Source organism: Hongsoonwoonella zoysiae (genome assembly GCF_013266695.1).
GTDB lineage: Bacteria > Pseudomonadota > Alphaproteobacteria > Rhizobiales > Stappiaceae > Hongsoonwoonella > Hongsoonwoonella zoysiae.
This window is the reverse complement of sequence record NZ_JABRXF010000001.1, coordinates 208,451-226,458: the sequence shown is the minus strand read 5'-3', so window position 1 is coordinate 226,458 and position 18,008 is coordinate 208,451. Positions and strand designations below refer to the sequence as shown.

Below are 18,008 nucleotides of genomic sequence, written 5' to 3'. Positions count from 1 at the left end.
CACGAGGCAGACCTCATGACCACGAAGCTCTCGGCCGCCTCGCTCGGCGCAATTGCGCCGAGTGCGGTCATACCCGCTTACGCGCCGTCGGACCTTTCCCCCGGTATCTTGCATTTCGGCGTTGGCAACTTCCACCGCTCGCATCAGGCGGTCTACCTCGATGCCCTTTTCAACATGGGAGAAGGGCAAGACTGGGCGATCGTGGGCGCCGGCGTCATGGACGGCGACAAGGATATCAGGGAGCGGCTGAAGGCGCAGGACTATCTGACCACGGTCATCGCGCAGGACGCCGACAGGAGCGAAGCGCGCGTGACCGCGGCGATGATCGACTATATCGTGCCCGGCGACACCCAAGCCATCATCGCGCAGCTTGCCGATCCCGCAATCCGGATCGTTTCCATGACGATCACCGAAGGGGGCTATTGCATCAATCCGGCTTCCGGCACCTTCGACCCGACGTATCCCGCAATCGCCGCCGATGCGGCCGCACCGGACAGGCCGAAAACGGTGTTCGGCCTGATCGTCGCAGGGTTGAAACTGAGGCGCGAGGCCGGCGTCCCGGCCTTCACCGTCATGTCTTGCGACAATCTCCCGCATAACGGGGCGATTGCGAAGAGCGTCGCCGTCGGGCTTGCCGCCCTGTCGGACAAGGGGCTTGCCGCCTGGATCGAGGAAAATGTCGCCTTTCCGAACGGCATGGTGGACCGCATCACGCCCGCGACCGGCGACCGGGAGCGCGAAATCCTCGCCCGTGATTTCGGCATTGAGGATACCTGCCCGGTCTTCTGCGAAGGCTTCAAGCAATGGGTGCTGGAGGACAATTTTCCCACCGGGCGCCCGGCGCTCGAAAAGGTCGGCGTCCAGTTCGTACCCGATGTCGCGCCTTACGAGCACATGAAGATCCGCATCCTTAACGGGGGCCATGCGGTGATCGCCTATCCGGCCGGGCTGATGGGTATCCATTTCGTGCATGAGGCAATGGAAAATCCGCTTGTGCGGGGGTTCCTGGAAAAGGTGGAGCGCGAAGAGATCATTCCCGTCGTGCCGCCTGTGCCCGATACGGATCTGGATGAATACTACAAGCTGATCGAAACGCGCTTCGCAAACCCCAAGATCGGCGACACCGTGCACCGGCTTTGCTTCGACGGATCGAACCGGCAGCCCCAGTTCATCATACCCGGAATCAAGGACCGGCTTGAAAATGGGGGCGGGATTTCGGGTCTTGCGCTGGAATCGGCTCTTTGGTGCCGCTATTGCTTTGGCGTGACCGACAGCGGCGCGGAAATTGCGCCAAACGACCCGAACTGGGACCGGCTGAGCAAAAAAGCGCGCGAAGCGAAGGCCGACCCGGCGAACTGGCTTGCCATGGACGATATCTATGGCGACGTTGGCCGCTCCGAGGTGTTCAAAAACGCCTTCGCCGGGTGGCTGTCGGCGCTTTGGGCGAATGGCACCGAATCGGTCTTGAAGGCCTATCTAGAAGACGGGACATAGAGGGAGACGCGGCATGGACTTCGGGCCGGAGGACGACAGGGCAAAGATCACAGGCGGCAAGGAGGGGCCCGTGTGAGCAGCATGTCAGGCAACGCGCCGGAACTGGTGATTTTCGACTGCGACGGCGTGCTGGTTGATTCCGAGCCCATTTCCGTTGCCGTGCTTCTGGAGATCATCGGCGAGGCGGGAGTTCACATCGACGAGGAGACGGCCTATCGCCGCTTCCTCGGCCGATCCATGGCAACGGTCGCCGGGATCATGCGCGAGGAATTCGGCCTGACGATGAACGACGGCCATTTGGAGGCCATGCGCTCGCGCCTCTACGAGCGCTTCCGCCGCGAGCTCAAGCCCATTCCCGGAGTTGCCTCGGCACTTTCAAAGATCGGTCTCCGCCGTTGCGTCGCCTCGTCCAGCCAGCCGGAGCGCATAGAATTGTCGCTTGAAGTCACGGGCCTACTGGAAAGCCTGAAGCCGCACTTATACAGTGCAACGATGGTGAAACACGGAAAGCCTGCGCCGGACCTTTTCCTTCATGCCGCGCGAGCGATGAAGACGGCACCGGAAAACTGCGTCGTGATCGAGGACAGCCCCGCCGGCATCGAGGCTGCGAAACGTGCGGGAATGCGTGTCTTCGCCTTTGTCGGGGGCGCTCACGCCGGGCCAAGCGGCCTGCGCGAAGCGACGGAGGCGCTGGGGCCTGATCTTGTGTTCGACGACATGGAGGAGCTTCCCGCGCTCCTTGGCCATACGCTTTGAACGAAGTCGCTCATATGGAAGGGGCGTTCGTCTGTGCGGTGGATGTCGGAACGGCCAGTGCACGCGCGGGTATCTTCGACGCGGCGGGAAACCTTCAGGGGCGGGCGACCCGGGAAATTTCGATCAACCGGCCGCAAGCAGGTTTCGGGGAATATGATTCTGAGGAAATTTGGGCAAGCGTCTGCTCGGCGGTCAAAAACGCCCTCATGGAATCCGGCCTGACGCCCGGCGACATATCCGCCATCGCTTTCGATGCGACATGTTCGCTTGTTGCGCGAGGACGGGAAGGGGAACAGGTCAGCATTTCGCCGTCCGGAGAAATGACGCGCGACACCATCGCCTGGTTCGACCACCGGGCGATACCGGAGGCGGACGAGTGCACCGCGACAGGTCACCGAGTGCTCGACCACCTCGGCGGCGTCATGTCGCCTGAGATGCAGACGCCGAAGCTCATATGGCTGAAGCGCAACCTGCCGCAATCCTGGGAAAAATGCGGGAAGCTTTTCGACCTCGCGGATTTCCTGACGTGGCGGGCGACAGGGCGGGACGACCGCTCCCGCTGCACGCTGACGAGCAAATGGACCTACCTTTCCCACGACAGCGGATGGCAGGAGGATTTCTTCGAGAAAGTCGGGCTCGAGGATCTGATCGAGCGTGGCGGGCTGCCGCATGGCACGGTTCCGGTCGGTGCCGCAATAGGCACGCTTACGGCCGAAGCGGCGGCGGAACTCGGGCTCGGCCCGGACTGTCGCGTGGCGGCAGGCCTGATCGATGCCTTTGCGGGTTCGCTCGGCGTGATTGGCGGCTATGAAGACGGGGAAATCGAGCGCGGCCTTGCGCTGATCGCAGGCACGTCCAGTTGCGTGATGGGTTTTTCGGGTTCCGCGCATTTCGCAACTGGTATCTGGGGGCCTTACTACGAGGCTACCTTGCCCGGCCTCTGGCTTTATGAGGCCGGGCAATCGGCGACCGGAGCGCTGCTTGACCACATCATCCGCACTCACGGCGCGGGCGGAGAGCCGGATGCACGGATGCACGAGCGCATCGTCCGCCGGATCAGCGAACTTCGGCTGCGCTCAGGCGAAGACTTCGCGGCAAACCTGCACGTGCTGCCCGATTTTCATGGCAACCGCTCGCCCTCCGGCGACCCCCATGCAAGAGGCGTCATCAGCGGGCTTTCGCTTGATGCCAGTTTCGATGGGCTGTGCAGGCTTTATTGGCGTACTGCGGTATCCATTGCGTTGGGCCTGCGCCATATCCTCGATCATCTGAACGACGGCGGGATGGACATCACATATCTGCATGTCACCGGCGGACATACGAAAAACCCGCTGCTGATGGAGCTTTACGCCGATGCCACGGGGCGTACCGTGCGCGAAAGCGAGACTGAGGATGCCGTGCTTCTCGGCACCGCTATGGCCGCCTCTTGCGCCGCCGGCATGTACGGCAGCCTTTCCGAAGCCTGCCGGAACATGCGCCGCCCCTACCGCACACGCGTGCCGAACGGCACTCTTCGCAAGGCCTACGACCGCGATTACGAGATCTTTCACCTCATGCATCGCCAACGCAGCGAACTTGAAAAGATCAGCAATAAATCAGCGCGCACAGGCAGGCTCATGCCGTAACCGGCAATATGCCGCCGGTGGAGCGCGTGATCTCATCGGCCGCACGGCGGATGAGCGCGCCGAACTCACGATCCCTTTCCGGCCTGACGCGCACCGACGGGCCGGACAGGGAGACACCGGCGACCGCTTCGCCATAGGCATTGAAGACCGGAGCGGCGATGCAGCGCATGCCCTCCGTTCGTTCCTCGTTGTCGACGGCGAAGCCGCGCGAGTGTATTTCTGCAAGTTCCGCCATGAAGGCGTCCCGCTTGGTGATTGTCGTATCGGTGAAGCGCGGCAAATCATCGGCCATCAGCTTCTTCACCTGCTCCTCGGGCAGGAAGGCCATGATCGCCTTGCCGATGCCGGACGCATGGCCCGGCCCGCGCGTTCCGGGCCTGAAGAATGCACGAATCGGCTCATGCGTTTCGATCTGGCTGACGAAGATAACCTCGCTCCGGTCGAGGATCGCAAGGTTCGCCGTCTCGCCGGTTTCGTTCATGATCCGCTGCATGAGCGGGCGGCTTCGCTCTGCAAGCCGGGTACGCCCGAGAAAGCTCATGCCGATGCGAAACGCCTCAAGCCCGATGTGCCAGAGCTGGCTGGCTTCGTCGAACTCCACGATCCGGTGCTTGGAAAGCGTCGTCAGGATGCGGTAGCAGGTCGCCTGCGACTGGTCGCCGGCCCGCGCGATCTCCGTCAGTGACATGCCCGAACCGGAGGCGACGATTTTCAGCACGTCGAGCGCCCGGTCGAGCGACTGGATGATCGCGCCTTGCGATTTGTCGTGAAAGGCCTTGGGGCGGCCACGGGTGCGGTTTGTCATGGCTCCTCCATTTGTTTTCCGTTGTATTATGAAATAATTTTTCAAATTATGAAAAAATGAAAAAGTACGTCATTTCAGGAAGATATACCAGAAAATCAAAAAATGAAAAAATTTTTCAAAAAAATTGCCCCTTGAGTGACGCCGAGGTAGCCTTTTTGCAAGCTGACCGCAATGGAGAAGCGCGCTACGGAGGCAGGTCATGTCCACCCAGAATCCGGTTTTCATTCCCGGCCCGACCAACATTCCCGAAGAGTTGCGCAGGGCAATCGACTTTCCTTCGATAGATCACCGCTCGCCCGCGTTTCAGGAGATGCTCGCACCCGTGCTATCCGGGCTGAAACGCATCTTCATGACCAAGCAGGGCGAAACGCTGCTCTTCCCGGGAACGGGAACCGGCGCGTGGGAAGCGGCCGTCACCAATACTCTGTCGCCGGGCGACAAGGTGCTCGCGGCGCGCCACGGCATGTTCTCTCACCGCTGGATCGACCTCTGTCAGCGCCAAGGGCTTAACGTTCAGGCGATTGAGGAGGACTGGGGCAAGGGCGCGCCTGCCGCAGCCTTCGAAGAGGTGCTGGTGGCGGACCGGAACCACGAAATTCGCGCCGTTCTCGTGACCCACAACGAAACGGCGACGGGCGTTCGCAGCGATGTCGCGGGTGTGCGCCGAGCGATCGACGCGGCCGGCCACCCGGCGATGCTGTTCGTCGATGGCGTGAGCTCCATCGCCTCGATGGACTTCCGCATGGACGACTGGGGCGTCGATATCGCGATCACCGGATCACAGAAGGGCTTCATGTTGCCGGCGGGTCTTTCGATCCTCGCCATCAGTCCGAAGGCGAAACTGGCAGTGTCCTCCGCGAAATGTCCGCGCTGCTATTTCGACTTCCGCGATATGCTGAAGCTCAACGAAAGCGGCGGCTTTCCCTACACGCCGCCGGTAAGCCTCATTCGCGGTCTCGACCTTTCGATCCGCATGCTTGAAACGGAAGGGCTGCATAATGTCTTCGCGCGGCATTTCCGGATCGCCGAAGGCGTGCGGCAGGCGGTTTCGGCCTGGGGGCTGAAGCTCTGTGCCAAAGACCAGAAGCTTTATTCCGATACCGTCAGCGCTATCCTCGTGCCAAACGGCTTCGACGGCACGCGGGTCGTGACGCATGCGGCAGAGAAATATGGCGTTGCCTTCGGCGTCGGCCTCGGCGAGGTGGCGGGCAAGGTCTTCCGCATCGGGCATCTGGGCTCGATGACCGACGTCATGGCGCTTTCCGGCATCGCGACGGCGGAAATGACGATGGCCGACCTCGGCTTTCCGATCCGCATCGGCTCCGGCGTGGCCGCGGCGCAGGAATATTACCGCACGAGCTGCGGCTTCGTTCAGACCAAGGCGGCTTGAGGGATGACCATGTCAACCGAAACGAGCGAAACGGCTTTGGCGCTGCCGACCTATGACGACGTTGTTGCCGCGCATCGCCTGATCGAGCCCCATATCCATCGCACGCCCGTCCTGACGAGCACGATGATCAACGAGCTTGCAGGAGCGGAGCTTTTCTTCAAGTGCGAAAACTTTCAGAAGGCGGGGGCCTTCAAGGTGCGGGGCGCATCGAACGCCGTCTTCGGGCTCGATGAGGAAACGGCAAAAAAGGGCGTTGCCACGCATTCTTCCGGTAACCACGCGCTTTCGCTTGCCTATGCCGCCGGGCGCAGGGGAATTCCCTGCACCGTCGTCATGCCGCATACCGCGCCGCAGGCGAAGAAGGATGCGGTGCGCGGCTATGGCGGCAGGATCGTGGAATGCGAGCCTTCGACGTCGAGCCGCGAGGCGGTCTTCGCGGAAGTCGTCGCCGAGACGGGGGCTGAATTCGTGCATCCTTACAACGATCCGCGCGTGATCGCCGGGCAGGGCACATGCTCGAAGGAACTGGTCGAGGACATTCCTGGGCTTGACGCTGTTATCGCGCCGATCGGCGGCGGAGGCATGGTGTCGGGCACTTGCCTGACGCTTTCGACTATCGCTCCGGAAACAGAGATCTTCGCCGCCGAGCCCGAACAGGCGGACGATGCCGCGCGCAGTTTCCGTGCCGGTTACATTATCGCCGACGACGCCCCGCAGACGGTAGCCGACGGGCTGAAAGTGCCGCTCAAGGAATACACCTGGCACTTTGTTTCCAATTACGTGAGCGACATTCAGACCGTATCCGAGCAGGAAATCATCGATGCGATGAAGCTCATCTGGAAACGGATGAAAATCGTCATGGAACCGAGCAGCGCCGTGCCACTCGCCGCGATCCTGAAGAACCCATCCGTCTATCGCGGCAAGCGCGTGGGCGTGATCATTACCGGCGGAAATGTCGATCTCGACAAGCTGCCCTGGATGTGAAGCGAAGGACGCAGGACATGAACATGCAGACGAAGCTTGAAAACCTCGAAGTCGGTTACGATGTCCCGGCACTTCCGGGCATGGACGAGGCCGATATCCAGACGCCCTGCCTTGTGGTGGATCTCGACGCGCTGGAACGCAACATCAAGGCGATGGCCGCATTCTGCCGCGAGATGGGCGTTCGCCATCGCGTTCACGGAAAGATGCACAAATCCGTCGATATCGCGCTTTTGCAGGAAAAGCTTGGCGATGCCGTCGGTGTGTGCTGCCAGAAGGTGAGCGAGGCGGAGGTTTTCGCGCGCGGCGGTATCAAGGATGTTCTCGTCTCCAACCAGGTGCGGGATGCCGCCAAGATCGACCGGCTGGCGCGCCTGCCCAAGCTGGGTGCGCGGACGATTGTCTGTGTCGACGACATCGACAATGTCGCCGATCTTTCCGCAGCTGCGATCAGGCACGGAACGACCATAGAATGCCTGGTCGAAATCGATTGCGGCGCCGGGCGCTGCGGCGTTTCCGCCGGACAGCCGGTCGTCGAATTGGCGAAAGCGATCGATGCGGCGGAGGGCCTGAGGTTTTCCGGCATCCAGGCTTATCAGGGCGCGATGCAGCACATGGAAAACTATGAAGACCGCAAGGAGAAGATCGATATCGCGGTCGCCATGGTGAAAGAGTCCATCGATCTTCTGAAGGCGGAAGGCCTTGAATGCGACATCGTCGGCGGCGGCGGCACAGGCTCCTATTATTTCGAGGGAAATTCCGGCGTCTACAACGAGTTGCAATGCGGCTCCTACGCTTTCATGGATGCCGACTATCAGCGTATCCGCGATGAAAAGGGCGAGCGGATATCGGAGTTCGAGAACTCCCTGTTCATCCTGACGTCCGTGATGAGCCACGCAAAGCCCGACAAGGCGATCTGCGACGCGGGATTGAAGGCCCAGTCCGTCGACAGCGGGCTTCCTTACGTCTTTGGGCGTGACGACGTGGAATACATCAAGTGCTCCGACGAGCATGGCGTCATCTCCGACCCGAACGGTGTGCTCAAGATCAACGAGAAGCTGAAGCTGGTGCCCGGCCACTGCGACCCGACGTGCAATGTCCACGACTGGTATGTTGGCGTCCGCGACGGCAAGGTGGAAACGCTCTGGCCGGTTTCCGCGCGCGGCAAGGCCTATTGACCGCGGTTTCTGATGTTACATGCAGGAGACGAACGATGAATGATGTCGGCCCGGCCGGTGGGCACGAAATCCTGATCATGTCCGAGGAGATTTGCGAGGAACTCGTCGGTCGCCAGGATGCCTTTGAAGCGGTCGAGGGCGTTTTCGCGGCAATGGCGCGGGGCGAGGCCCGTAACTTCCCCGTCGTGCGCGAAGCGCTTGGTCATGCCGATGCGCTTTACGGCTTCAAGTCCGGCTTCGACCGTTCTGGCATGGTGCTGGGCGTGAAGTCCGGCGGCTACTGGCCGGGAAACGCTGCGCGCGGGCTTACAAACCACCAGTCCGCCGTGCTGCTGTTCGATCCCGACACGGGCCGCCTCAAGGCTGTCGTCGGCGGGAATTATCTGACAGCCGTGCGCACAGCGGCGGCGTCCGCCGTTTCCATCGCTCATCTTGCCCGCGAAGACGTGAAGGTTCTCGGCATCGTCGGCGCAGGGCACCAGTCGGCTTTTCAGTTGCGAGCTGCCGCTGAAATGCGCGGGTTCGAGAAGGTCGTCGCCTGGAACCGCAGCCCGGATAAGCTGGAGTATCTTTCATCAGTGGCCGCGGAACTGGGACTATCCTTCGAAAGCGTCACGCTGAAAGAGCTGGGCCGGCAGGCTGATGTCATCATCACCATCACCTCGTCCTTCGAACCGATTTTACGCGGGGAATGGGTGAAGCCCGGCACGCATATCGCCTGCATGGGAACGGATACGAAGGGCAAGCAGGAGGTGGACGCCGCGCTTGTCACCGCAGCGCGCCTCTTCACCGATGAGGTCGCCCAGTCGATTTCCATCGGCGAGGCGCAGCACGCGGTGGCCGCAGGCCTCGTTGCCGAAGCCGATATCACGCCGCTTGGCGACGTCATCAATGGCATACATCCGGGGCGCGCGAACGACAATGAGATTACCCTTTTCGACGGTACGGGTGTAGGCCTGCAGGACCTTGCCGTTGCCGAGGCCGCCATGCGCAAGGCCGTGAGCGGGGGCAGGGCAAGCGTTGTCGGAGGAACGTATCCCGCAAAAGGTGGGCGGCCCTCATGATCGGAAATCGGCTTTGTCGATACGATCAATCGGCCAGGTAATGTTTATCGAAATTACTCGTTCAGAATTGTATCTGGGCAGATCTCGTTTACGGCAGCCATGATCCTGGAAGCATCATTGGAGACGGATACGTAATTTCCGCCCAAAGACGAGATCAATTCTTTATGGAAAGGGTCTGGCTCTCCATCATCCGTAATTTCAACGAGGGATACCCTGTCTGGTAAGCGGAAGATCGCGGCGGCGAGGTAGGGCGAGGTTGGCCCGACCAGGCAGGCAGCGTTTGCAACGCCTTTGACGATCTCGCCAAGTCTGGCCCGCTCGGGGGCCACGAATTGAACCTGATCCGCGTCAAACTTCGGGTCCTGCCGGAACGCTTCGACATACTCGGACTTCGCGAAGGAGCCTTCGTTCGGGGCCAGGAAAACGACAGAATTCGAAGTGGTGGAACGAACGTCAAACGTTTTTCTCGCGCGTTCCGCGGTTTTGGATATGACGGATCCTGAAGGTACAGGGAAATCCAGTTCGTATATCCGCCCCGCTTTTACGAATTCCCGCTGCCAGGTCATCAGTGTCGGCCCGGGCAGGAAGTAGCCTGCTTCGAGAGCGTCCTGCATGTGAGGCAGCGCGCCGATATTCAGGCTTACGAAAAGCGGCGTTTCTTCCGGGATCCCGGCCTCTTCGAACAAGGCCCTGTTTGCCAGGACAACCAGGCAAAGTGTCCGAAAATTCGCCGGGAGTGCATGGTTGACGGCCACAATGGCGTCATAGGCGCGCCCTTTGCGCGTAACAACCGCCTTGATGCCGGGAAATTGGGGCTGAAAAAACTCTGCTCTTTGCTGCGGCCGGTTTTTTACCATTCCGCGCTTGCAGAATATCTCCCCCGAATTGCATTCGACGCCCAGATCGCCTTCATAAAGATATAAGGATGCGTAGGTCGAAAAAGCACTGTTTTCGGATTTCGAAGTTACTGAAAAATCCGTCTTTTTCTTCTGAAAGTCGCTTTGCGTGGCGGCGGGAAGTATTCTGCGGGTCCAGAGGACGATTTTTTCTTTTATCGCAGTCATATTTTTTCAGTAGGCCGTTGGCCCGTCCTCTGGTTTCGCGAGGTCCGCAATCCCGCACTCCTGCTTCTCGTATCCTTCCAGATCGAACTCTTGGCAATACCGCCGGATTCATGAGTTCATGATCTCGCACACATGATAATCGCCAAAGCTATGCCGGCGAACAGTGATACACAGTAGCGCAACCATTCGCCGCCTCCGGTGTCAAATCCGGCCCAACCACGAATGATCAAAATCGGAATTCTTCCATGAAGCATTACAGGATCGCCGCCATTCCCGCCGATGGGATCGGGCCCGAGGTGATCGCCGCGGGACTCCAGGCACTCGAAGCGCTGGAAAAGCGCGATGGCGGTTTCTCGCTCGACGTAACGCATTTCGACTGGGGTTCGGAGCGTTACAAGCGCACCGGCGCGTTGATGCCCGAAGACGGCCCGCAGCAATTGAAGGAATTCGATGCGATCTTCTTCGGCGCCGTGGGCGCACCGGACGTGCCGGACCATGTGACGCTCTGGGGCTTGCGCCTGCCGATCTGCCAGGGCCTGGACCAATACGCGAACGTGCGGCCGACCAGAATCCTGCCGGGGATCGCATCCCCTCTGGCGGGTGTCGGGCCCGGCGATCTCGACTGGGTGATCGTGCGGGAAAACTCGGAAGGCGAATATTCCGGCCATGGTGGCCGTGCACACAAGGGGTTTCCTGAAGAAATCGGCACCGAAACCGCGATTTTCACGCGCGCCGGCGTAACGCGCATCATGAGGTTCGCCTTCGGGCTGGCGCTGTCGCGCCCTCGCAAAATGTTAACGGTGGTTACGAAATCGAACGCCCAGCGGCACGGCATGGTGATGTGGGACGAGATCGCCGCCGAAGTGGCGCGCGAGTTCCCGGATGTGACCTGGGACAAGATGCTGGTCGACGCCATGACCGTGCGAATGGTGAAGGACCCACGGAGCCTCGACACGATCGTCGCGACCAACCTGCACGCCGATATCCTGTCGGACCTTGCGGGCGCCCTGGCCGGCAGCCTCGGCGTTGCGCCGACCGCCAACATCGATCCTGAACGCCGTTTCCCGTCCATGTTCGAGCCCATCCACGGATCGGCCTTCGACATTGCCGGAAAGGGCATCGCGAACCCGGTCGCGACATTCTGGACCGCGTCCCGAATGCTCGACCATCTGGGCGAGACGAAGGCGGCGGAGCGGCTGATGATTGCCGTGGAAAAGGTTTGCGAAGCCGGGATCATGACACCCGACATCGGCGGAAATGCAACCACTCAGGAAGTGACCGACGCGGTCTGCGATGCCATCCGGGGGGCGAATTTCTGAAGCCCCGCAAACAGGTTGGGGCGCGCGGAAAAACCGCATGGTCGCGGTCGTTCCGCCCGCGCCTGCTGAGGTTCATGCGTCGCGCTTCATGATCCACTCGACCTCCGGCGCCGGCACGAACCGCCACTTGCGCAAGGGGCCGGCCATGACGTTGAGATAATACATCTCGAAGCCGTAGGGCGCGCCGCATGGGTGGTGTCCACGCGGGACAAGCACCACATCGCCATCGGCGACCGCCATCGTCTCGTCGAGTTGGCCATCGTCGGTGTAAACCCGCTGGATGCCGAACCCCTCAGCCGGGTTCAGGCGGTGGTAATAGGTCTCTTCCAGATAGGTGATGCGGGGGTAATCGTCCTCGTCATGCCGGTGGCTCGGGTAGGAAGACCAGTGTCCGGCGGGGGTGAAAACCTCGGTGACGAGAAGCGCGTCGCAGTAGTCCTCATTTTCCATGGCGATGTTGTTGATGTGGCGCGTATTCGTTCCCTTGCCGCGCTCCGTCAGCGTGATGCCGTCCGGACCGATCCTGCGCGCCTCGTGCCCGCCCTTGCCGGGAGCGGAGCAGACGGCGATGACGCAGTCGGTCTCGGCGACCGCTCCCCATTCGGTGCCGTTCGGCAGGTAGAGGCAATGCGGCGGCGACTTCTCGAAGACATTCATTCGCTCGCCGAGAACGCCCCAGTCCTGCCCCGCGCCCCGGATTGCGGCTTTCCCCTCGACCATGACGAGGATCACCTCGCGCTCGCCCGTCGCTTCCGCCGCCGTATCGCCCGCGCGAAGGCGGTAGAGCGAAAAGCCGACGTATCGCCAGCCGGCCGTTTCTGGCGTGATCTCGTGAACCTTGCCGCGGGTTCCGAAAGGCTTTCTCAAAAGATCGGTCATGTCGTGCTCTCCGCTCAGCTGCGGCTTTCGATGGTCAGGCCGGATCGTGCGCAGATCTCGACAATGTGGTCGTAGCCCTTCTTGGAGTATTCGTATGGCGGGGCCTTCGCGGGATCCTGCTCCGCTTCGACGACGATCCAGCCCGCGTAGTCCATCGCCTTGAGTTCATCCGCGATGGGCTGGAAATCGATGGCGCCATCGCCCGGCACGGTGAAGGCACCGGCGATCACCGCATCGAGAAAGCTCTTGTCGTTATCCCGAACGTCGCGGATCACGTCGGGACGCACATCCTTGAAATGGACGTGCAGAACCCGCTCGCGCCACTTTCTGAGCGTGCCCAGCACGTCGCCTCCGCCGAACCAGAGATGCCCGGTATCGTAGAGCAGGTGCACCTCCTTCGGCGTGAACTCCATCAGCCGGTCGATGTCTTCCCCATCTTCGATGAAGGAGCCCATGTGGTGGTGATAGGCGAGCGGCACGCCCTCATCGGCCATCCATTTCGCAAGTTCGCCAAGTTTGAGCCCATAGGCCTTCACGGCATCCCGGTCGAGTTTCGGACGGTTGTTGACGGGTGTACCGATGTCGCCTTGCACGGTATTTGAGCATTCGGCGTAGACGATGCAGGGCGCATTGAGGGCGGCGAATTGGCGAACCTGCTGGCGCACGGCCTGCTTCTCGGTCTCAACGTCGTTGATGAGAAGATTGCCTGAGCACCATCCGCCGCAAAGCGCGATGTCGTATTTTTCCAGATAAGCCCGCAGCGCCTCGGTCTCCTGGGGCATCCGCCGGCCACGCTCGACACCGGTGTAGCCGATCTCGCGCGCCTCGCTCAGCGCCTGTTCCATCGTGTAGTCGGCCGTCAGGTCCGGCAGGTCGTCGTTCTGCCATGCGATGGGCGAAATGCCTATCTTCACACTCATTCCCGATGATCCTCAGTCGGCGCGCTGAAGCGCGGTCTGTTTGACATAATTCGCCCGGGCTTCCTTCACTTCCGCCCGTTTGGAAACTTCGGGCACCGCGACGTCCCACCAGTGCCCGCCGGCACCGGTGCCTGGATAGGGGTCGGTGTCGATGACGATGACGGAGGGGACGTCCCTGCCGCGCGCCTCATCGATCCTTGCCTCCAGATCGGCAATGTCGGATGCCTTGACGGCGTGTGCCCCCATCGCGGCGGCATGCGCCACGAAATTGATCTCCGGCTGCGCTTCGACGTTGGCGGAGGCGTAGAGATTGTTGAACTCCGCACCGCCGGTCGCCATTTGCAGCCGGTTGATGCAGCCGTATCCACGATTGTCGGTCAGGATGATGGTGAACGGCACCTTGCGCATCACCGCCGTTGCCAGTTCGGAATTGGCCATCATGTAGCTGCCGTCGCCGACGAAGCAGATAACGTCGGCTTCCGGCCTCGCGAGCTTGATGCCCATGGCACCCGCGATTTCGTAGCCCATGCAGGAAAAGCCGTATTCCATGTGGTAGCCGCCCTGGCTCGACCGCCACAGCGTGTGAAGCGCGCCTGGCATCGTGCCCGCGGCGCACATCACCAGCGTGTCGGGCGTCGCCTGCCGCTGCACGGCGCCGATCACTTGCGCATCGGTGGGAGGGCCCTGCCGGTTCGGCGCGGCCATGACGGCGTCGGTCGTCTCAAACCAGGCGGCGCGGGCTTCACGGTCGCGGTCGGGCCAGCGCTTGTCGCCAAGCATGGCCTCCATCCTCTCGAGCGCCACCTTCGCATCGGCAAGAAGAGGAAGCGCGCCATGCTTGGCCGCGTCGTAACCCGTGACGTTGATCGACACGAGCTTACGAGCGGGGTTGGCGAAGACGGTCCAGGAGCCCGTGGTGAAATCCTGGAAGCGCGTGCCCACACCAAGGATCAGGTCGGCCTGGGCGAGAGCGGCGTTCGCCGCGTCCCCGCCGGTGACGCCGGGAGAACCGAGGTTCACTTCTTCTTTCCAGTCGATTGCCCCTTTCCCCGCCTGGGTCTCGGCCACCGGAATGTTGTGCTTTTTCGCGAAGTCGAGGAGCGTTTGCTCGGCGCAAGAATAGAGCACCCCGCCGCCGGCGACGATCACTGGGCGTTCGGCGGCTTTCAGCGCCGCGACAACCGCCTCCAGTTCCGCCCGGTCGGGCTCGGGCCGGCGGATACGCCATATCCTGGGCTCGAAGAAGCTTTCCGGATAGTCATGGGCCTCTGCCTGCACGTCCTGGCAGAAGGCAAGCGTCACGGGACCGCATTTTGCCGGATCGGTCATCGTCTGCAGCGCGCGCGGAAGCGCGCTCAAAAGCTGTTCGGGGCGTGAAATCCGGTCGAAATAGCGGGAAACGGGCCGGAAACAGTCGTTGGCGCTGACGGTCCCGTCGTCGAAATCCTCGATCTGCTGAAGCACCGGGTCGGGCGCGCGGTTCGCGAAGATATCGCCCGGGATCAGGAGAACCGGCAGCCGGTTCGCGTGGGCGAGGGCGGCGGCGGTGACCATGTTCGTGGCGCCTGGGCCGATGGAGGAGGTCACGGCCATCGCGCGGCGGCGCTTCGACGCCTTGGCGAAGGCGATTGCCGTGTGGGCCATGGTCTGCTCGTTCTGCCCGCGCCAGGTCGGAAGCGCGTCGCCGATCCCGTGCAATGCTTCCCCGAGCCCGGCCACATTGCCGTGTCCGAAGATCGCCCACACCCCGTCGATGAAGCGCACGCCGTCTTCATTCATCTGGACGGAGAGCCATTTTACCAGAGCTTGGGCGGCGGTGAGGCGGATGGTCTTGTTCATTTGGCTTCCCCAGCGGCCCGGGAGCGGGCCTCGTCCCATATGCGGCAAAGCCGCGTGTAGTTGTCGGCCATCATGCGGACGGCCTCTTCATCGGTGATCATGCCGGCCATCCAGTCGCGTGCCGCCTGACCGAAGATCGTGCGGCCGACCGCAAATCCCTTTACGAGCGGCTGCCCGGCGGCAAGCGCGAAGCTGGCGGCCAGTTCGTCTTCCGGCGCATCGAGGCCCAGCACCACGATGCCACGGGTATGCGGGTCGTTCCGTTCGATGGCGTCGACGGCTTGCTGCCAGGCGGCTTCGGTCTTGAACGGTTCGAGCTTCCACCAGTCTGGGTAGACGCCGAGATCGTAGAAACGCTGGATTACCATGGCGCTCGTATCGTCATCGACGGGCCCGCATTTGGAGGGGATCACCTCCAGCAGGAACTCGAGATCGTTTCGCCGGGCGGCGTGGAAAATGCGCAGCACCGTCTGCTCCTGCGCTTGCCACATGCCCTCATCGTCATCCGGATGGCAGAAGCACAGGCACTTCACCACCTGATTGCGCGGCCATTCCCTGAGCCGGCCGTAATCGGGGCCAATCTGCGGCTCGAGCGCGAGCGGCCGGGAGCCCGGCCATTCGACCGGGCGGCCGATCCACAGGCCTGTGCCGGCAGCCTTGTAGAGGGCATCACGGCCGAGCCGGCCATCGCAGAGAATGCCGTAGCCCGCCGCACCGCCCTGGACACCAAGAGCGGCTTTTAGGCACAACTCCTTGAACCGGCCGATCTTTTCGTTCGTCGCGCCGTCCATTTCCTCCATCTGGAGGCGATGGTCGAAGGCGAAGACCCGCATCGTCGACCAATCGCCCTTGCGGTTCGTCGCCCAATGGATCTGTTCAAGCTCCACGTCGTTTCGCAGATCCGGCCGTATGATCCCCCGCCGGAAGAAGAACTGCATCTCTTCCCAACTCGGATAGGCCGGGGTGCAGCCGTGCCGGCTGACCGCGAAGGCGCCGCAGGCGTTGGCGTATTTGAGCGCGGTCGGCCAGTCCTCACCGTCGAGCCAGCCTTTCAGCAGGCCGGACATGAACCCGTCACCCGCGCCGAGGACGTTGAAGACCTCGATCGGGAAGCCGGGGCCGCTCTCGCCCTCATTCAGCGTGTCCGCCACCTCGCCGGCGAAGGCCACAGCCCCAAGCGGGCCGCGCTTGCACACGAGCGTCGCTTTCGAGACGGCACGCACCGCGCGCAGCGCCGCCACCGTGTCGGTGGTGCCGCCCGCGATATGAAATTCCTCTTCGGTGCCGACGATCAGGTCGAAGAGGTGCAGGGTCGACTGCAGCTTGGACGTGACCCGCTCGCTGGCGACGAACCGGCTCTCGCCCTCGCCATGACCCGCGACGCCCCACAGGTTCGGCCGGTAGTCGATATCGAGCGCGGTTTTCATCCCCGCCTCGCGCGCGATTTCGAGAGCCTTTATCGTGGCGGCTTCCACGCGCGGGTGGCTCAGATGGGTGCCGGTGGCCACGACCGCGCGCGCCTCGCGGATGAAGTCCGGATCGATGTCGTCAACCGTAAGGCCCATGTCGGCGCAGTTCTCGCGATAGAAGATCAGCGGGAACTGCTCTTGGTCGCGGATGCCGAGCAGGACAAGCGCCGTCAGACGCTCGGGATCGGTTTTGACACCGCGGGTGTCGACGCCCTCACGTTCAAGCTGCTCGCGGATAAAGCGGCCCATATTCTCGTCACCGACAGCGGTGATGACCGCCGACTTCAGCCCCAGTCGCGCTGTACCGCAAGCAATGTTGGTGGGAGAGCCTCCGATGTACTTGTCGAAGGAACCCATGTCTTCGAGGCGGCCGCCGATCTGTGCTCCGTAAAGGTCTACGGAGCTTCGGCCGATGGTGATCAGATCAAGGGTTTTGGGCATCAGACCGTCCCGCCAAGCGAGCCTTCGAGTTCGGCAAGTTCTTGGCCGCCCGCCATCAGGTCCTGCAGCTCTTCCGGCGAGATCTCGCCCCGCTTCGCCGTGCCGAGCGTCTTGCCCCGGTTGAGCACCGTGAACCGGTCTCCCACTGCCAGGGCATGGCGCACGTTATGGCTGATGAAGACCACGCCGATCCCCTGTTTGCGCACCTTGTCGATGGTGGCCAGAACGTTCGACGTCTGCCGCACGCCAAGGGCCGAGGTCGGCTCGTCGAGGATCAGGATCTTGGCGCCGAAATACACCGCGCGCGCGATCGCGACCGTTTGCCGTTCGCCACCCGAAAGGGTCCCCACGGCCTGGTCGGGGGCGCGCAGGTTGATGCCCATACGGCGCATCTCCTCCATGGTCGTCGCGTTCATTTTGTCGATGTCCAGCCGCTTCAGCGGCCCGCTGCCCTTCGTCGGCTCGCGTCCCATAAAGAAATTCCGCGTCACGCTCATCAGCGGGATCATGGCTAGATCCTGAAACACGGTCGCAATTCCGGCTTCCATCGCATCGCGAGGGCTGTCGAAGGACATGGGTTTGCCTTCGAAATAGATCTCGCCCTTCGTAGGCTTGTGTACACCGGACATGGTCTTGATGAAGGTGGATTTGCCGGCGCCGTTGTCTCCGAGAAGGCAGTGGCATTCGCCCGGCTTCACATCGAAGCTGACGCCGGCAAGTGCGATGATGTTGCCGAAGTGCTTCTCGATGTCTTTCATTTCAACGATGGGCGCGCGATCCGGCA

The 18,008-nt window shown here is 62.0% G+C and carries 15 protein-coding genes; 8 read left to right on the top strand and 7 right to left on the bottom strand.

Annotation, left to right across the window (positions count from 1 at the left end; all coding sequences use genetic code 11):
* Positions 1-15 precede the first annotated feature (15 nt).
* The 3 genes from HPQ64_RS01035 (at position 16) to HPQ64_RS01025 (ending at position 3,875) form a co-directional block, all read left to right on the top strand.
* Complete coding sequence (locus tag HPQ64_RS01035) at positions 16-1,494, top strand: mannitol dehydrogenase family protein (RefSeq protein ID WP_172886544.1); 1,479 nt, start codon at positions 16-18, stop codon at positions 1,492-1,494.
* An 81-nt stretch (positions 1,495-1,575) separates the two neighbouring features.
* Complete coding sequence (locus tag HPQ64_RS01030; RefSeq protein WP_172888447.1) at positions 1,576-2,250, top strand: HAD family hydrolase; 675 nt, start codon at positions 1,576-1,578, stop codon at positions 2,248-2,250.
* Positions 2,251-2,264: 14 nt separating this feature from the next.
* Positions 2,265-3,875 carry an FGGY-family carbohydrate kinase gene (locus tag HPQ64_RS01025; protein WP_172888446.1) on the top strand — a complete coding sequence of 537 codons (1,611 nt, stop codon included), beginning with the start codon at positions 2,265-2,267 and terminating at the stop codon, positions 3,873-3,875.
* Here HPQ64_RS01025 and bhcR read toward each other — a convergent pair.
* On the bottom strand, positions 3,865-4,680 hold the full coding sequence (bhcR, locus tag HPQ64_RS01020; protein ID WP_172886543.1) for an HTH-type transcriptional regulator BhcR: 816 nt from the start codon (positions 4,678-4,680) through the stop codon (positions 3,865-3,867). The genes HPQ64_RS01025 and bhcR overlap by 11 nt on opposite strands.
* A 199-nt stretch (positions 4,681-4,879) precedes the next feature.
* Between bhcR and bhcA the strand changes: the two genes are divergently transcribed.
* From bhcA to bhcD, 4 genes are all read left to right on the top strand, one after another.
* Positions 4,880-6,070, top strand: coding sequence for an L-aspartate--glyoxylate aminotransferase BhcA (gene bhcA, locus HPQ64_RS01015; RefSeq protein WP_172886542.1), 1,191 nt, complete (start codon positions 4,880-4,882; stop codon positions 6,068-6,070).
* Positions 6,071-6,079: 9 nt separating this feature from the next.
* Positions 6,080-7,054 (top strand): beta-hydroxyaspartate dehydratase BhcB, encoded by a 975-nt coding sequence (gene bhcB / locus HPQ64_RS01010; protein ID WP_172888445.1) that lies wholly within the window; start codon positions 6,080-6,082, stop codon positions 7,052-7,054.
* A 17-nt stretch (positions 7,055-7,071) separates the two neighbouring features.
* Complete coding sequence (bhcC, locus tag HPQ64_RS01005) at positions 7,072-8,229, top strand: 3-hydroxy-D-aspartate aldolase BhcC (protein ID WP_172886541.1); 1,158 nt, start codon at positions 7,072-7,074, stop codon at positions 8,227-8,229.
* A gap of 68 nt (positions 8,230-8,297) precedes the next feature.
* On the top strand, positions 8,298-9,293 hold the full coding sequence (bhcD, locus tag HPQ64_RS01000) for an iminosuccinate reductase BhcD (protein ID WP_343035972.1): 996 nt from the start codon (positions 8,298-8,300) through the stop codon (positions 9,291-9,293).
* A gap of 53 nt (positions 9,294-9,346) precedes the next feature.
* On the opposite strand, the gene HPQ64_RS00995 is transcribed toward bhcD, so the two are convergent.
* Positions 9,347-9,979: a hypothetical protein gene (locus HPQ64_RS00995; RefSeq protein ID WP_172886539.1), complete on the bottom strand. Its 633-nt coding sequence runs from the start codon at positions 9,977-9,979 to the stop codon at positions 9,347-9,349.
* 623 nt (positions 9,980-10,602) lie between these two features.
* Here HPQ64_RS00995 and HPQ64_RS00990 point away from each other — a divergent pair.
* The gene (locus tag HPQ64_RS00990; protein ID WP_172886538.1) at positions 10,603-11,676 is read left to right on the top strand and encodes a tartrate dehydrogenase; all 1,074 of its coding nucleotides are present in this window, start codon (positions 10,603-10,605) and stop codon (positions 11,674-11,676) included.
* Between the two features lie 72 nt (positions 11,677-11,748).
* On the opposite strand, the gene iolB is transcribed toward HPQ64_RS00990, so the two are convergent.
* The 5 genes from iolB to HPQ64_RS00965 are packed head-to-tail and all read right to left on the bottom strand — an operon-like array spanning position 11,749 to position 17,982.
* Positions 11,749-12,555 (bottom strand): 5-deoxy-glucuronate isomerase, encoded by an 807-nt coding sequence (gene iolB / locus HPQ64_RS00985; RefSeq protein ID WP_172886537.1) that lies wholly within the window; start codon positions 12,553-12,555, stop codon positions 11,749-11,751.
* A gap of 14 nt (positions 12,556-12,569) precedes the next feature.
* A complete protein-coding gene (iolE, locus tag HPQ64_RS00980) occupies positions 12,570-13,475 on the bottom strand; it encodes a myo-inosose-2 dehydratase (protein ID WP_172886536.1) in 906 nt (301 codons plus the stop codon).
* Positions 13,476-13,487: 12 nt separating this feature from the next.
* Positions 13,488-15,314, bottom strand: coding sequence for a 3D-(3,5/4)-trihydroxycyclohexane-1,2-dione acylhydrolase (decyclizing) (gene iolD / locus HPQ64_RS00975; protein WP_172886535.1), 1,827 nt, complete (start codon positions 15,312-15,314; stop codon positions 13,488-13,490).
* Complete coding sequence (locus HPQ64_RS00970; protein WP_172886534.1) at positions 15,311-17,224, bottom strand: bifunctional 5-dehydro-2-deoxygluconokinase/5-dehydro-2-deoxyphosphogluconate aldolase; 1,914 nt, start codon at positions 17,222-17,224, stop codon at positions 15,311-15,313. The genes iolD and HPQ64_RS00970 overlap by 4 nt, the downstream gene beginning before the upstream one ends.
* Complete coding sequence (locus HPQ64_RS00965; protein WP_425483803.1) at positions 17,224-17,982, bottom strand: ATP-binding cassette domain-containing protein; 759 nt, start codon at positions 17,980-17,982, stop codon at positions 17,224-17,226. The genes HPQ64_RS00970 and HPQ64_RS00965 overlap by 1 nt, the downstream gene beginning before the upstream one ends.
* Positions 17,983-18,008: the final 26 nt, after the last annotated feature.

Bases quoted from the DNA above. Each gene is read 5' to 3' on its own strand.
- HPQ64_RS01035 (WP_172886544.1), top strand. From the start codon at position 16: ATGACCACGAAGCTCTCGGCCGCCTCGCTCGGCGCAATTGCGCCGAGT.
- HPQ64_RS01030 (WP_172888447.1), top strand. From the start codon at position 1,576: ATGTCAGGCAACGCGCCGGAACTGGTGATTTTCGACTGCGACGGCGTG.
- HPQ64_RS01025 (WP_172888446.1), top strand. From the start codon at position 2,265: ATGGAAGGGGCGTTCGTCTGTGCGGTGGATGTCGGAACGGCCAGTGCA.
- bhcR (WP_172886543.1), bottom strand. From the start codon at position 4,680: ATGACAAACCGCACCCGTGGCCGCCCCAAGGCCTTTCACGACAAATCG.
- bhcA (WP_172886542.1), top strand. From the start codon at position 4,880: ATGTCCACCCAGAATCCGGTTTTCATTCCCGGCCCGACCAACATTCCC.
- bhcB (WP_172888445.1), top strand. From the start codon at position 6,080: ATGTCAACCGAAACGAGCGAAACGGCTTTGGCGCTGCCGACCTATGAC.
- bhcC (WP_172886541.1), top strand. From the start codon at position 7,072: ATGAACATGCAGACGAAGCTTGAAAACCTCGAAGTCGGTTACGATGTC.
- HPQ64_RS00990 (WP_172886538.1), top strand. From the start codon at position 10,603: ATGAAGCATTACAGGATCGCCGCCATTCCCGCCGATGGGATCGGGCCC.
- iolB (WP_172886537.1), bottom strand. From the start codon at position 12,555: ATGACCGATCTTTTGAGAAAGCCTTTCGGAACCCGCGGCAAGGTTCAC.
- iolE (WP_172886536.1), bottom strand. From the start codon at position 13,475: ATGAGTGTGAAGATAGGCATTTCGCCCATCGCATGGCAGAACGACGAC.
- iolD (WP_172886535.1), bottom strand. From the start codon at position 15,314: ATGAACAAGACCATCCGCCTCACCGCCGCCCAAGCTCTGGTAAAATGG.
- HPQ64_RS00970 (WP_172886534.1), bottom strand. From the start codon at position 17,224: ATGCCCAAAACCCTTGATCTGATCACCATCGGCCGAAGCTCCGTAGAC.
- HPQ64_RS00965 (WP_425483803.1), bottom strand. From the start codon at position 17,982: ATGAAAGACATCGAGAAGCACTTCGGCAACATCATCGCACTTGCCGGC.